The 13,598-nt window shown below is 48.2% G+C and carries 13 protein-coding genes; 9 read left to right on the forward strand and 4 right to left on the reverse strand.

Annotation, left to right across the window (positions count from 1 at the left end):
- Positions 1 to 133 precede the first annotated feature (133 nt).
- Genes JWH17_RS11785 through JWH17_RS11800 form a run of 4 tightly spaced genes read right to left on the reverse strand, consistent with a single transcriptional unit; the run spans position 134 to position 4,994 of the window.
- Positions 134 to 1,312 carry an NAD(P)/FAD-dependent oxidoreductase gene (locus JWH17_RS11785; RefSeq protein WP_205222822.1) on the reverse strand — a complete coding sequence of 393 codons (1,179 nt, stop codon included), beginning with the start codon at positions 1,310 to 1,312 and terminating at the stop codon, positions 134 to 136.
- The gene (locus tag JWH17_RS11790; protein ID WP_205222823.1) at positions 1,309 to 2,718 is read right to left on the reverse strand and encodes an NAD(P)/FAD-dependent oxidoreductase; all 1,410 of its coding nucleotides are present in this window, start codon (positions 2,716 to 2,718) and stop codon (positions 1,309 to 1,311) included. Before JWH17_RS11790 ends, JWH17_RS11785 begins: the two co-directional genes overlap by 4 nt.
- A gap of 6 nt (positions 2,719 to 2,724) precedes the next feature.
- Positions 2,725 to 3,015 carry a (2Fe-2S)-binding protein gene (locus JWH17_RS11795; protein WP_205222824.1) on the reverse strand — a complete coding sequence of 97 codons (291 nt, stop codon included), beginning with the start codon at positions 3,013 to 3,015 and terminating at the stop codon, positions 2,725 to 2,727.
- 32 nt (positions 3,016 to 3,047) lie between these two features.
- Positions 3,048 to 4,994, reverse strand: a complete 1,947-nt coding sequence (locus tag JWH17_RS11800; RefSeq protein WP_205222825.1) for a sigma-54-dependent Fis family transcriptional regulator — start codon at positions 4,992 to 4,994, stop codon at positions 3,048 to 3,050.
- A 333-nt stretch (positions 4,995 to 5,327) separates the two neighbouring features.
- Between JWH17_RS11800 and JWH17_RS11805 the strand changes: the two genes are divergently transcribed.
- The 9 genes from JWH17_RS11805 to JWH17_RS11845 all read left to right on the forward strand — a co-directional run bounded on the left by JWH17_RS11805 (position 5,328) and on the right by JWH17_RS11845 (position 13,424).
- Positions 5,328 to 5,705 carry a RidA family protein gene (locus JWH17_RS11805; protein WP_205222826.1) on the forward strand — a complete coding sequence of 126 codons (378 nt, stop codon included), beginning with the start codon at positions 5,328 to 5,330 and terminating at the stop codon, positions 5,703 to 5,705.
- Positions 5,706 to 5,745: 40 nt separating this feature from the next.
- Complete coding sequence (locus tag JWH17_RS11810; protein WP_205222827.1) at positions 5,746 to 6,876, forward strand: NAD(P)/FAD-dependent oxidoreductase; 1,131 nt, start codon at positions 5,746 to 5,748, stop codon at positions 6,874 to 6,876.
- Between the two features lie 10 nt (positions 6,877 to 6,886).
- Positions 6,887 to 7,174: a (2Fe-2S)-binding protein gene (locus tag JWH17_RS11815; protein WP_205222828.1), complete on the forward strand. Its 288-nt coding sequence runs from the start codon at positions 6,887 to 6,889 to the stop codon at positions 7,172 to 7,174.
- The gene (locus JWH17_RS11820; RefSeq protein ID WP_205222829.1) at positions 7,171 to 8,562 is read left to right on the forward strand and encodes an FAD-dependent oxidoreductase; all 1,392 of its coding nucleotides are present in this window, start codon (positions 7,171 to 7,173) and stop codon (positions 8,560 to 8,562) included. The genes JWH17_RS11815 and JWH17_RS11820 overlap by 4 nt, the downstream gene beginning before the upstream one ends.
- Before the next feature lie 61 nt (positions 8,563 to 8,623).
- Positions 8,624 to 9,091: a tripartite tricarboxylate transporter TctB family protein gene (locus JWH17_RS11825; protein ID WP_205222830.1), complete on the forward strand. Its 468-nt coding sequence runs from the start codon at positions 8,624 to 8,626 to the stop codon at positions 9,089 to 9,091.
- 12 nt (positions 9,092 to 9,103) lie between these two features.
- On the forward strand, positions 9,104 to 10,630 hold the full coding sequence (locus JWH17_RS11830) for a tripartite tricarboxylate transporter permease (RefSeq protein WP_205222831.1): 1,527 nt from the start codon (positions 9,104 to 9,106) through the stop codon (positions 10,628 to 10,630).
- Between the two features lie 75 nt (positions 10,631 to 10,705).
- A complete protein-coding gene (locus tag JWH17_RS11835; protein ID WP_205222832.1) occupies positions 10,706 to 11,656 on the forward strand; it encodes a Bug family tripartite tricarboxylate transporter substrate binding protein in 951 nt (316 codons plus the stop codon).
- 90 nt (positions 11,657 to 11,746) lie between these two features.
- Positions 11,747 to 12,478 carry an aspartate/glutamate racemase family protein gene (locus tag JWH17_RS11840; protein ID WP_205222833.1) on the forward strand — a complete coding sequence of 244 codons (732 nt, stop codon included), beginning with the start codon at positions 11,747 to 11,749 and terminating at the stop codon, positions 12,476 to 12,478.
- 436 nt (positions 12,479 to 12,914) lie between these two features.
- Entirely contained in the window at positions 12,915 to 13,424 is a 510-nt protein-coding gene (locus JWH17_RS11845) for a hypothetical protein (protein WP_205222834.1), read from the forward strand.
- Positions 13,425 to 13,598: the final 174 nt, after the last annotated feature.

A 13,598-nucleotide genomic window follows, 5' to 3' on the forward strand; every position in this document is an offset into this window, starting at 1 on the left:
GTTTTTGGTAATGAATCATAGTCGCCTATATTCATTGCCAAAATACTGAAGAAAATGGTGCTGGATGGACTGACCTTTGGTGAACATTGTGAAAAACTTTCAACTTCATCTTAGTTTGTATAACATATAAAAATTATTTGTAATTTGACAGATTGCCACAATTTTCATGAGGAATTGGGTTAGAAGCAACCAGGTCCGATACCCTATCAAATCGTTCTACTTCAAACCCGGCAATCCCAACCTCTGGTTTTTTACCCTGCAGCAGTGCGCTGACAACCTGGCCAACCATTGGCGAAAGGGCAAAACCATGTTTGGAGAAACCGCAAACATGGAACAAACCCGGCACTTTGTTTGAGTACCCAATAATTGGAAAATGATCAGGGGTTTCACCATCAAGCCCTGCCCATGAACGAACAATGGTTATATCATCGGTGACAGCAAAAAGATCGTAGGCGACTTTGGCGCAGGCCTGCAGTTCATGAAAATTCATACGGGTGAGCCCTTTTTCCATGTCAACATCTGCCAGATAACCACCACAGATTAACAAGGTTCCATTTCGTGCCTGATTAAACCACAGCTTTCTCCCCTGTACGGCCACAAAGGGATGCAGCAATCTCGGCATTCGTGCTGTAACTAAAACACTTGCGCCAACAGGCTCAACAGGTAACGTATCACCAATCATATGGGCCAGCTTACCTGCCCAGGCACCAGCGCAATTGACAACCTGCTCTGCGTAGAGTTTGCCTTGCGAGGTGGTATGCACACAAAATCCATTTTCACCGGGATCGATACCAACTACTTCGCAGTGGTTATGAACAACCCCACCAGCCCCAACCAAAGCAGCATGAAAGGCGCGGCAGGTCTCAGCAGGAGAAGCATGTCCATCCTTCACCGACATAATGCCGCCGACACAGTGCTCCCGCACTATCGGGGCAAGCTCGCGCAACCTATCTCGGCCAATCAACATTTCATTGTCATACCCTAGCTCACGGGTCTGTGCAGCACGCTGTTCAAGCTCCCGCATCGCCTGGTCATCTTCCGCAGCAATCAAATATCCGGTTTGATAAAATCCGCAATCAGAGCCGACAATTTTTTCCATATTGTGCCACATTGCAAGCGCTCCATGGATATACGGCAACTCTGCAATATCGCGCTTTAAACTCCGTACCCCTCCAGCATTGACACCTGAGGCATGCTTACCGGTACAATCCTTATCAAGCACAAGGACCTTTTTACCATCCCGTGCCATGAAAAGGGCGGAAGCAAGCCCCATCAGCCCGCCGCCGATAAATATACAATCTACCTTTTTCATGAGCTGCTCTTTTGTGCTGCATTGTGAGGCAGCAAGGTTGCATTTGCCAATTCACCCAAACCAATATTTCGCACCGGCGGCCTTACATTGAGTGGTGGAAGGTCCTGTGCATTTTTACCGGTTTCCGATGCCATTATCTCAATTAAACTGCTGCTGCACATTCGCCCTTGGCACGGCCCCATTCCACACCGTGAAACAGCCTTGACCTGCTCTGGTGCAGTTTGCCCGCTACTTACCAATGCCCGTATGGTTTTCGCCGTCACCTCTTCGCAGCGACACACAGTAACGTGATCATCTACAGCAGATAGATTTGGACGGGGCGAATACATTGCATCGACAAACGACCTTGTGAGTAACTCATGAGCTAGTTGCTTACGCAAACTCTTTTGCCTTTTTTCATTAAATGCGCCCCCTTTTCCCAACTCAGCTGCAATGGCAAGAGCTGTGATTTCTCCTTTTAGCTCCGCAGCAACACCACCATGCACAAAGCCACTATCACCAGCCACAAAGATTGCAGGCAAACTTGTCCTCCCGTCCTCATCAATATCAGGATACCAATACCGCTGGACACCATCCCATTTGTGAGCAAGTCTGAGTTGCCGGGTAAATTCAGTTCGGGGAATGATGCCTTCATGAACCAGTAAAGTGGATGCAGGAACCGTGGTAGCTTTACCATGCTTATGAGCAACAACAGCTGTTACATGCTCTGCTCCAACAGCTTCATAATGGCTCACTCCTCGTTTGTACTGCCCAACGGATTTACGGGTTTCCATAAGCATAGCAACACCTTTCGCCAAATAATCAACTCGCCTTAAGGCAGGAAGCAAGTGCGGCAAAGCGGAGAGTACGCTTAAAGAAGGAGTCGTATCAAAAAAGCTGTTTACCTCCACACCAAGCTTGTTCAGGTGCCCGGCAACAAGAAGCATTATGGGGCCGCTACCAGCAATTGCCACAGGCCCCTGCGGCACCAAACCATCACTTTTCAAAAAGGCGTCCACCCCTCCTGCCTCAGCCACACCTGGCAGCGTCCATCCTGAAAAAGGCACAGGCCGTTCCATGGCACCGATTGCCAATACAACCCGCTTTCCTTGAACTTCCCTAGAGCTCCCATTTTCTGAGAAGCAAACCCTGCCATTCGATTCGACCTTCCACGCCTTGCTCAACGGTTTATACTCTGCTCCACTTATCCTCAACCTTGTTGCCAGGCCGGCACCGCGAAGATACTCCTGGCCAAGAACCGCGAGGACCTTATCCCGCTGGCGCTCTATATTACGATAAATTTGACCGCCGGGAGAAGGCTGTTCATCCAGGACCAGCACCCCCATTCCCTGCTCGGCGCAAGATGCGGCACAGGCCATCCCTGCAGGCCCTGCGCCCACCACAATTACCTCCCATTTGGTTTTCATCTACTCTTACCCTTCTTTTACCTGCTGCTTAACAATGTGCATGCCGTCCCGAACCAGGACAAGACAAGCCTGTTGGTTTGGTTTACCGTCAATCTCAACAAGGCATTCATGGCAAACACCGATAAAACAAAACGGTGCCCGTTTTTCACCGTGGACAAAAGAACATCTGCAATCGGCATGGCCTCCATGGCCAAGAATAGCTGCTGCCACGGAAATTCCTTCCGGTACCTGAAACTCCTGTTTATCAATTGTTATGGTTACGTTCCTGTCTTCGAATTGGTCTACGGGGATAAACATGGCTCACATCCTTTACGCACGCGCCTGACACCTTACTTGGCTTGAGGCGCTTTAATATCATACTTCTCAATTTTTCTATAGATCGTCGGCCTGCTGATATTTAGGGCCTGAGCAGTTTTACATATATTGCCGCCGAACTCTTCAAGAGCCTGGGAAATGGTTAGCCTTTCAACCTCAGCCAAGGTCTTGTGGTGAAAGGATGACACTGCATCAGCATCTACCTGCTCACCCAGCATTTCAGAGATACCGAAATGCTCCGGCAGCAGAATTTCATCTTCGCACAGATGAACAGCTCGTTCTACCGCACTCTCCAGCTGACGGATGTTTCCTGGCCAATGGTACTGCTGGACTGCCTGAACAGTCTCAGGTTTTTTGAGGAAAAACTGACGGTTAAGATGAATTTCATGGCGACGGACAAAATGATTCGTCAGCTCTAAAATATCATCATCACGATCACGCAACGGCGGAATAGTAATTTTTAAGGTACATATCCTGTAATATAGGTCATCACGGAATTTATGATCTTCAATGGCCTGCTTCAGGTCCCTATTGGTGGCCGAAATGACCCGCAGATTAACAGGAATGCTTCGCAATCCACCCACTCGCTGAATCTCACCCGTCTGCAATACGCGAAGAAGTTTGACCTGCATGTCAAAGGGCATGTCTCCAATTTCATCCAGAAAAAGGGTCCCATTGTCCGCAAGCTCAAGCTTTCCTGGTCTACCTCCTTTTTGTGCGCCGGTAAATGACCCTTCTTCATAGCCAAAGAGTTCACTTTCAAGGAGTTCTTTAGGGATAGCACCACAGTTAATAGCAACAAAAGGGCTGCCTGCCCGGTCACTTGCATTGTGAATGGCCTGGGCAAAAACCTCTTTTCCGGTCCCTGTTTCGCCGGAAAGTAAAACCGTTGTTGAACTGCTCGCTGCAATGTTTGCCATATGCACAGCCTCAAGCAGCTTGTCGCTGTTACCAATAATTGTGTCAAAGGTGAAATGAGCATGGGAACCGGTCATCTCTACTGCAAACTGCACAAACTCCTTTTTTTCGATAACCGTAATCAACCCACCAACTAATTCTCCGGTATCTAAACGAATGGGGTCTAACGAAGCAAAATGAGTTGCACCGCCCACACTTGAGACAAACTCTCTGGAGGTGAACCCTTTTCCGGTACGTAAATATTCAGCTACCGATAAGCCCTCACCCACACATTGCGTAAACGATTTATTTTTAAAATCGGGTGGGAGCTGCAGCAAATTCTGTGCTTTTCGATTTGCCTGCACCATTAGCCCTTTCTGATTTACAGTGATCATCCCTTTGGATGTTGATGCAAGCAGTGCGTTCATATATTGATTCTGGATGGCAAGCTTTCTGTTATGGGCAGCTTCACGTAATTGCGCTGTAACAGTTTCTGCAGATAGCCTGACAAGACCAAGGGTATGGATATGCATATTTTCTGAATATCCACTTAAGCTCACCACTCCAAGCAACTCACTTCCATCCGGCGAAAAGATAGGTGCTCCGGCATTACTGATTTTCTGCGCCAAGGTTGAAAACATCTGATCGCCGTGCAAAAAAATGGGGATCTCCTCCTCAAGCACCAAGCCAATGGCACAAGTACCAATATCTTTTTCAGTCCAACGATACCCGGGAGTACAATTGCGTCGCTTAAAATGCTCTACAAGATCAGAATCCCCTATCACATGCAGCACATATCCTTCTTTATCCGCCAAAGCCATACAAAAACCAGTGTCCTGTAGCAGTCGGTAGAGGTTGTCCAACTGTTCGCGGGCCATCGTATAAAAGTCCCTTTGTTTTTCTATACGATGGGCCAGCTGGTCGGCTGTCAGTTTGCTCGATTCCGGTGCACAGAGCTGATGGGGATCAACTCCATACTGAGCGGAGCGTTGTAAGGACTGCTCGATAATGGCGGTGAGATTGGGCATCCCCTGTATTTGCATAACCTTATCCAACTGTATCATTTTTTTACACTGTTACGTTCCATTACAAAAGCGACCTGCATTCGTAATAAATATGGAACAACAACAAATTAGGCTCAAAAAAGTGTTTAACCGAACGACTCTTGTAACAATACATTACAACTAAACAAAAACCAACCAAATCCCACTCAACTCACAACATACTGAAACAAAAGGACAAAGCCATTTACAGCCTTTTTGGCATACCTTATGCTTTCAATAAACAAACCATAACAAAAACCTAATATTTAACAGTTACCAAACGACACACCTGTAACATATAGATACAATACACCTTCTTCTTATATAGCCATTACAATGACCGGAGAACCCAAGATGTCCATAGAACGATACGGCACACCAAAAGCAGGCGCCCTTCCCTTTGCTAAAGCAGCTGGAGCTGATGGCTGGCTCTATGTAAGCGGCCAGGTTCCAAGAGATAGAAACGGTGAGATCGTTGCCGGCACCATGACAACCCAAGCCAGAGCAACACTTGACAACCTTCAATCAGTGCTTGAAACAGCCGGTTATAGCCTTGAAGATGTTGTCCGGGTTGGCGTATGGATAGATGACCCTCGCGATTTCTCGGAATTCAACAAAGTGTATGGTGAATACTTTTTGACCGAGCACGCTCCGGCAAGGGTCACTATACAAGCGATGATGATGAGCGATCTTCGGGTAGAGGTTGACTGTATCGCCTATAAACAGGCTTAATTTCACCGTTAATCATACGACACATCTATTGAGCCGAAGAATGGGAAAGTTCAAACGTCAAACTTCTGAGCATGATATACTTATTGCCGGAGGTGGTATTAGCGGATTAGCCGTAGCCTATGGCCTGGCTGCAAAAGGGACGAAAGTCACACTCATTGACGCCCCTACCCAAACCAACAAAGCTTCTCGCGCTAATGTTGGTCTTATCTGGTGCCAATCTAAATTTCTCCACCTTCCCAATTACGCAAAGTGGGGTTTTCACTCTGCAAGCCTTTTCCCTGCACTCACCCGGGAGCTTGAGGAAATTTCCGGCCTGGACATCCCCGTTAACTACACAGGCGGGCTCATTGCCTGCGTAGGGCAAAAAGAATACGAAAATAAAGCCGCTTATATAGCAAAACTCAAGGACCTCCTTGGTGAGTACCCTGGCGGCATGATCTCTCGAACTGAACTCGAAAAAAAACTCCCTAAAATTGGATTCGGACCCGATGTAGTCGGTGCAGCCTGGTGTGAAGCGGATGGTGTTGTAGAACCACTTGCGCTCATGCGTGCCTATAAAGCGGCGTTTTGCAAACTTGGCGGCAACGTTATCGAGGCACACATCCATGACGTTTGCCCACAAGATGGAGGCTATAGCGTTTTCACCGACAAAGGACAGATGAAATGTGAACGATTAGTTTTATCTGCTGGTCTGTCAAATAGGAGATTTTCTCGATTTGCGCTCTCAAGCCTGCCGGTAAGTGCAGACAAAGGCCAAGTGCTCCTCGTAGAGCGCATGCCCCCTGTCATGCCTATTCCCCTGCTTGGAGTAACGCAAACTTTTGGCGGTACAATTATCATTGGCTTTCGCCATGAGTTCATTGGCCACGACACGCGTATCGTGCCCGAGGCGGTTGCAAGTGAAGGAAGGGCAGCCATTCAAATTTGGCCCGAGCTAGGAAAAAAACGCCTCATTCGAGCATGGAGCGGCCTCCGGGTTATGCCGGAAGACAAGCAGGCTATTTACAGCAGACTACCCAACCACCCGAAAGTTACCCTGATTAATACCCACAGTGCTGTCACGCTCGCGGCAGCCCACACTCGCCACCTACCGGAATTCATACTGGGAGGCTGTTTGCCGGATCTCGCTCAAGACATGACCCTTCAACGCTTCGGCGTCGATGTACATTAAGGCAAAAAGAATGGAGAAAAGTGAACATAACGATACGGTAACAATACTGGTTGACGACATCCCTGTTACTGTTCCTGCCGGTATTTCCGTCGCAGCCGCAGTCCTTGGCCACCACCATGCCGGCGAAACATACACCAACCCTGTCGATGGCAGCCCCCGGGCTCCCTACTGCCTCATGGGCGTATGCTTTGAGTGCATGATGGAAATCAATGGAGAGCCAAATATACAGTCGTGCCTGGTCACGGTGGAGGAAGGGATGATTGTGAAACGACAGGTTGCAACCGCAGGGGCAAAATGATGGAACGACAGACAGATCTCGTAGTAGTCGGAGCAGGGCCGGCAGGCCTTGCAGCAGCCTGCGCAGCAAGTAATTGCGGCCTGGAAGTGAACCTGGTGGACGAGCAATCCTCTCCCGGCGGTCAGTTGTTTCGCAATATCGAATCTCCACTGGGACAGGCATCTCTTGATGCAAAAGAACGCGCCCAAGGAATGGCGCTGGCCAAAAAATTCAGAGCATCTGATATTACCTACTTTCCCGACACAACAGTCTGGGGACTAGAACCGCACAAGGTATCATGTACCGCCGAGGGAAAGACAAAAATATTTCCCACCCAATCAGTGATTGTCGCTCCCGGCGCCATGGAACGTCCTGTTCCATTTCCCGGCTGGACGCTTCCCGGCGTTTTGGGTGCAGGAGGTGCAGATATCCTTCTCCGATCCGGGGGCACACTCCTCAAGGATCCTGCACAACCGATAGTTCTAGCAGGAAACGGCCCCCTCTTGCTGCTGCTCGCCTGTCATCTCATTGATCGTGGGGTCAACATTGCAGCGTGGCTCGACACTGGTTATTGGCGCAAAAGAATCATGTCTGCAATTCCAATGGCGGTTTCTTTTTTTGATTCTGCCTACCTGGGCAAGGGATTGTCCATGGCACGCAAGATTGCCAAAGCAAAAATTCCTTTTGTACTTGGTGCCAAAAATTTACAGGCTATCGGCACCCAAAGGGTCGAAAAAATCACCTATGAAGTGAAGGGTGAAACCAAAGAAATTGCAACCACCTGCCTTTTACTTCATGAAGGCATCATACCACGAACCCACATCCTCAGTTCTCTTGGTGCAAAACATCTTTGGGATCCGGTGCAACGCTATTGGCACCCGGAGGTCACAGAGTGTGGAGCAACCAGTATTGATGGACTCTACCTGGCAGGGGATGCAGGCTACGTCCACGGTGGAGATGCAAGCATTACCAAAGGCACCCTTGCCGGCATAGATGCGGCAAGGAGACTGGGCGTCATTACGGACAGTGAAGCTGCCTTTCGCTCTAAACAGCCGCTTAACAAACTCAGGCTTACCCGTTTTGCGAGAGGATTTCTGCGTTACGTTTTTGCTCCTAACCCTGCCATCTTTGCAGTACCTGATCAAACCAAAGTTTGCAGATGTGAATCTGTAAGCGCCGGAGACATCAGAAAAGTTGTACTTGAAGGCAATACAGATGTAAACGAGGTCAAACTCTACACTCGATGCGGCATGGGGCCATGCCAGGGAAGAATGTGCGGCCCGGCCCTTGCAGAAATCACAGCGGCTACCCTTTCAACCTCACCAAAAAAAGTCGGCAGCCTGCATATTCAGCAACCATTTAGGCCGGTATCACTTGAAAATTATTGTGATACCACCACCCAAGACTAGCATGCACACAAAAGGCTTTTACATTTTAAGCTCAAACTAGCCTCATCTTACAGGTGAAACGATGAACAGAAGGAAAGTAGATGTTGTCCTATCAGCGATACTCATAACCGTGTCACTGATAATCCTGACCAATGACAATCTGGTCGAAGGTGGCATGGAAACGGAACTCGGCTCCATGTTTGTGCCACGAGTCATCGCGATTTGCATACTCCTCTTCTCCGGCACCATCGGCATTCAGTCTCTATTAAAGATGCATAAAAAAGAAAAGCTCGCCCTCATTGAACATATCGACACCACTGGTTTTGGCGGCGTGGCGCTCTATTTTTCCATCTTTATCCTGTATTGGCTGGCTGTTCCCCATGTCGGTTTCATTGTTGCGACCCCGTTTACCATTTTTTCGATAGCATACCTCCTGGGTGGGCGCAGCTGGATTCCCATTATCATCATTTCCATCGTTACCCCGATTGTCATCTTTTACGGTTGTAGCCAATACCTGCGCGTATTTCTACCAACCTGGTCCTTGTCCTAAGAGAGGTAGGTAATGTTTGAAAATATCATCCAAGGCTTTGCTACCGTCTTTGCCGTCGGCCCGATCGTGGGTATCATAATTGGCGTAACCGTTGGTATTATTTTTGGTGCAATCCCCGGCGTATCAGGCATCATGGCAATCGCTATCATGCTGCCACTAACCTTTTACGTTGACCCGGTTGTCGGCATTACCATGCTCCTTGCCGTATATAAAGCCGGCATTTACGGTGGTTCGATATCGGCCATCCTCATCAACACTCCCGGTGCAGCAGCAGCATTTCTTACTGCTCAGGACGGCCATGCCCTCACCAAGGCAGGCAAGTCCGGCAAAGCCCTCTGCATGGCACTCTATGCCTCTGTAACCGGCGAGATGCTAAGCACATTGGTTCTTATCTTTGTTGCTGCGCCGATCTCGCTGATTTCACTCAAGGCCGGTCCTATTGAGAAGGTGTATCTTCTTCTCTTTGCTTTTACCGTGATAGGTTCGGTCACAGGGGAATCAATCTCCCGCGGCTTGCTCTCTACCTGCCTTGGCATGCTCTTTGCCACAGTGGGCATGTCTTCCATTACGGGAGCCACGCGTTTTACCTTTGGCATGCCTGAACTCATGAGCGGCTTCACCTTTACACCAATGCTCATCGGCGTGCTGGTTATGCCGGAAGTTATTATGGCTATACGCAAACGCCATAACCCCCAGGCCAACCTGGGACTCACCGTCTCTCCCAATCCCGAGGACAATCGAATCAGCTGGAAAGAGTACCGGTCTGTACTGGGTACCATCATTAAATCTTCCGGCATAGGAACCATCCTGGGCTCCCTGCCGGGGCTCGGCTCGACTCCGGCGGCATTCCTGGCCTATGGCGAAGCAAAGCGAACGGCGAAAAACCCGGAGATGTTCGGCAAAGGTTCCATTCGTGGGATTGCAGCGGCAGAATCGGCAAACAATGCGGTCTGCGCAGCTGCCATGATCCCGATGCTTACCTTGAGTATCCCCGGTGACGATGTAACGGCTCTGCTTTTCGGCGCGTTTCTGATCCAGGGCATTACTCCCGGACCAACTATTTTCTTTGAACATACCCAGGTTATTTATGGCATTTTTGCCGGATTTCTTCTTACAGACCTGGTTCTACTGGTGTTGGCCCGGATCGGCTTTAAATTCTGGACCAAGGTGGCATCGGTACCACGCCATTACATTTTCCCCTGCGTCACCATTTTTGCCTTTGCCGGTGCCTTTACCGCAAATCAGAACATCAACGACGTCATGATTCTCATCCTGTTCACCATGTTTGGGTTTGGGATGCGATTAGTCGGCCTTAACCCGGCGGCCTATCTCATTGGTTTTATTCTTACCCCAATGCTCGAGCAAAACCTTGACCAGGCAGTCGCCATTGTCGGCAGCGAATACCACCTCTATTTTACAACTCCATTTGCATGGATTTTTACGGCACTGGCGGCCATATCGGTCTACTCGACCATTCGCCAGCGAAAGAAAGCAAAACGGCCTGTTATGGCTAAAGAAGAAAAGTACGACTTAAGTTAGTTAAACGACGGTTTTGGATACCCATGACCGTATAAATCAGACCATAACATTCAATCAATTGTTAAGGAGCTAAGTATGATGAAATGGACAAAAACATTCACGTCAATTGCAGCAGCACTTGCTATCTCACTGGTAACCGTCTCTGCACAGGCTGAATACCCTAAAAAGCCAATCAACGTTATCGTGCCATGGGGAGCCGGTGGTGACTCTGATCTCACCACCCGCGTATGGGCCGATGCAATGGAGAAAGAACTTGGCGTTCCTGTTGTTGTTATCAACAAAGCAGGCGGTGGTGGAGTTATCGGTACCACCTTTGTTGCCAATGCTAAAAAAGATGGATACACCCTGATCAATGCCGGTCTCAGCAATGTTCTGGTAACGCCAAACTTTAGCAAAACCCCGTATAGCTTTGACAGCTTTGTACCGGTTGTTAAATTTACCGCTGTACCGCTTGGCATCCTTGTTGCCAAAGACAGCGAGTTTAAAACATTTGATGATTTTATCGCCGCTGCAAAAACAAACAAAGTTACCCAAGGCTCCTGGGGAGCTGCATCTTCAGGAACTATCCTTGCCAACATTATTGCCGACCAGGCTGGATACACCCCTAAATTCGTGCACGCCAACACCACCGCAGAATCCATGGTTTCTGTTATCGGCGGCCACATTGACTCTGCAGTTTCCTTCCCACCTGCTTTTGGCCCTCACGTTAAAGCTGATCGCGCCCGCATACTGGTCATGAATTCTAAAATGGATGCATACCCCGGTGTCCCTACTTTTGCGGACTACAATATCAAAGGCAGCTTTGAAGGCTGGTCAGGCATTTTCGCCCCTAAAGGTGTTCCGGAAGAAGTTGTGACCACCCTTGTTGAAGCAACCAAAAAAGTCATGAAAGATCCCAAGGTACTCCAGGCATTCAATAACATGGGAGCAGTAGTAGATTTTCGCTATGGTGAAGATTGGGTGAAAGACCTCAAGGAAACCTATGCTATCATGGGTGAAGCTGCTGCCAAAATGAAAAAGAAATAGTTCAAGCGAGCATACTTTTTCACACTGAAACTAAGGGCAGCCGCACATTGTGGCTGCCCTTTTTCGCAACCACCTACCTGTACTACTACAATGCCAGATCCCACACACATCCTCAAAGGCGGTTTCCTCCATTACGATACTCCAATCGGCGTCCTCTGCCTTGAGAGTATGTTTCCTAAACCTCGTGGACACGTAAGGAATCCGAGAACCTATAACTTCCCGGTCATCTGTTCGGTGGTAAAGGGTGTTGATATTCCAAAACTACTTTTTGATCCACAGCCTGGGCTGCTCCAACCATTTATAGATGCGGCACAACAACTTGAAAAAGATGGTGTCGCTGCCATTACCGGCAGTTGTGGCTTTCTGGCAAGATTCCAAGCAGAACTTGCTGCAGCTGTCCACATACCGGTCTTTGTGTCAAGTCTTCTCCAACTGCCACTTATGCGGCTTATGCACGGCGTATCTGCAAACATCGGCATTCTTACGGCAAGTGCACAAGCACTCACCGTGGACCATTTTAAGAATGCAGCGAGTGATATAAACGACTATACGATACGCGGGATGGAGGGGTATCCGGAATTCTGGGAAACGATTATTGAAGGCAAGCGCAATGACTTTGATATGGTAAAACTGGAAAAAGAAATCTGCCATTCTGCACAAGAGCTTGTTACCAGCGGCAACCTTGATGCACTCTTGCTCGAATGTACCGATCTTTCAGCCTTCTCGCACCACATCCAGGAAAAGATAGGAATTCCTGTGTACGACATCAACTCACTGGTCGAATATGTTGCTTACTCTGTCTGTAGGAAACGCTATTTATAGCAGGATAAAAAGCGGCAATACTTTCAAGCAGGCTGAAAAGGCATTTAATTAAGACACTCCTGATACTCTCGGCAACGGTCCGGGATTCCCCCTGTCACTTCTTCCTCAAACGCCTCTCCGAACAAAACATTGAGCCCTCACCGTTCCCACTACCTCGGCAAAAAAATCACCACGTCTGAGCACAGACAATTTTCTCATACCTTGAAAAACAATTGAATTATACGGATGACAGCTGTATCGTTCAATTCATTGAATTTATTCTATAAGTGTCATTTTCAACCACAATGTAGCAGACCATTAAGTTCTCTGTGCAAGGACAATGCATGGCATTGCAGCGAGTCAAGAGACAATCACTGCATTTTTCCCTTCCTTAAAAGCGAGAGTGTCTGCATATCGCGTGAAACATGTTGAGCGATAAATCAGAATAGGAATCATCATGTGTAACAACACACACTTCGTTACCTCTTTTCTACTGGCTGGTCTATTGAGCAGCCTCTTATGCACACCGCTTTCTTCCTCAGCCGGCAACCAAATGACCCCAGGCGACCCTATGGTCAAGATCACCACAATGCCTACAACTCTAGATCTAAACAAGACCATGGCGAAGATAAGTGCGGACGTAGTTAAAGAGACTGGGCTACCTGAAACGTTTGTGACCTATTACTGGCAATTTTTCCAAGACATGTACTGTCCTGGATGTGAAAAAGCTGGTGTAAAAGAGGTTGTCTTCATTGACCTGTACACACCTGGCTTTCTGGACAGTAAGGATAGGCAAATCTTTATGACCAGCTTAGCCAAAGCAATCGCCACTCACACTCCATATGGAATCAAAGACATCTATCTTCACACCCACATAGCCGAAAAGGACCAATTATTTATCATGGGTGATATAATTACCAATTGGAAGCAGGTTGGAGGCCCGGACGACGGTAGCGACATTAAATAATGAAGCAACCGTTAGAGTTCAAATAGAGTGGAAAGATGTTGACTTTGACCGGGGAGGATTTTCCTACGTATTCTGTGTAGAAACCTTCACAGAAAGTAATGATAATTTGCAGAGACTGCAGACCGAGTTGACATTACCAGAGATGATCTTTATTCTGATATTTACAACAGTACT

The organism is Desulfogranum marinum, assembly GCF_016918565.1.
GTDB lineage: Bacteria > Desulfobacterota > Desulfobulbia > Desulfobulbales > Desulfobulbaceae > Desulfogranum > Desulfogranum marinum.

Bases quoted from the DNA above. Each gene is read 5' to 3' on its own strand.
- JWH17_RS11805 (WP_205222826.1), top strand. From the start codon at position 5,328: ATGTCCATAGAACGATACGGCACACCAAAAGCAGGCGCCCTTCCCTTT.
- JWH17_RS11795 (WP_205222824.1), bottom strand. From the start codon at position 3,015: ATGTTTATCCCCGTAGACCAATTCGAAGACAGGAACGTAACCATAACA.
- JWH17_RS11785 (WP_205222822.1), bottom strand. From the start codon at position 1,312: ATGAAAAAGGTAGATTGTATATTTATCGGCGGCGGGCTGATGGGGCTT.
- JWH17_RS11815 (WP_205222828.1), top strand. From the start codon at position 6,887: ATGGAGAAAAGTGAACATAACGATACGGTAACAATACTGGTTGACGAC.
- JWH17_RS11810 (WP_205222827.1), top strand. From the start codon at position 5,746: ATGGGAAAGTTCAAACGTCAAACTTCTGAGCATGATATACTTATTGCC.
- JWH17_RS11830 (WP_205222831.1), top strand. From the start codon at position 9,104: ATGTTTGAAAATATCATCCAAGGCTTTGCTACCGTCTTTGCCGTCGGC.
- JWH17_RS11835 (WP_205222832.1), top strand. From the start codon at position 10,706: ATGATGAAATGGACAAAAACATTCACGTCAATTGCAGCAGCACTTGCT.
- JWH17_RS11845 (WP_205222834.1), top strand. From the start codon at position 12,915: ATGTGTAACAACACACACTTCGTTACCTCTTTTCTACTGGCTGGTCTA.
- JWH17_RS11840 (WP_205222833.1), top strand. From the start codon at position 11,747: ATGCCAGATCCCACACACATCCTCAAAGGCGGTTTCCTCCATTACGAT.
- JWH17_RS11790 (WP_205222823.1), bottom strand. From the start codon at position 2,718: ATGAAAACCAAATGGGAGGTAATTGTGGTGGGCGCAGGGCCTGCAGGG.
- JWH17_RS11800 (WP_205222825.1), bottom strand. From the start codon at position 4,994: ATGATACAGTTGGATAAGGTTATGCAAATACAGGGGATGCCCAATCTC.
- JWH17_RS11825 (WP_205222830.1), top strand. From the start codon at position 8,624: ATGAACAGAAGGAAAGTAGATGTTGTCCTATCAGCGATACTCATAACC.
- JWH17_RS11820 (WP_205222829.1), top strand. From the start codon at position 7,171: ATGATGGAACGACAGACAGATCTCGTAGTAGTCGGAGCAGGGCCGGCA.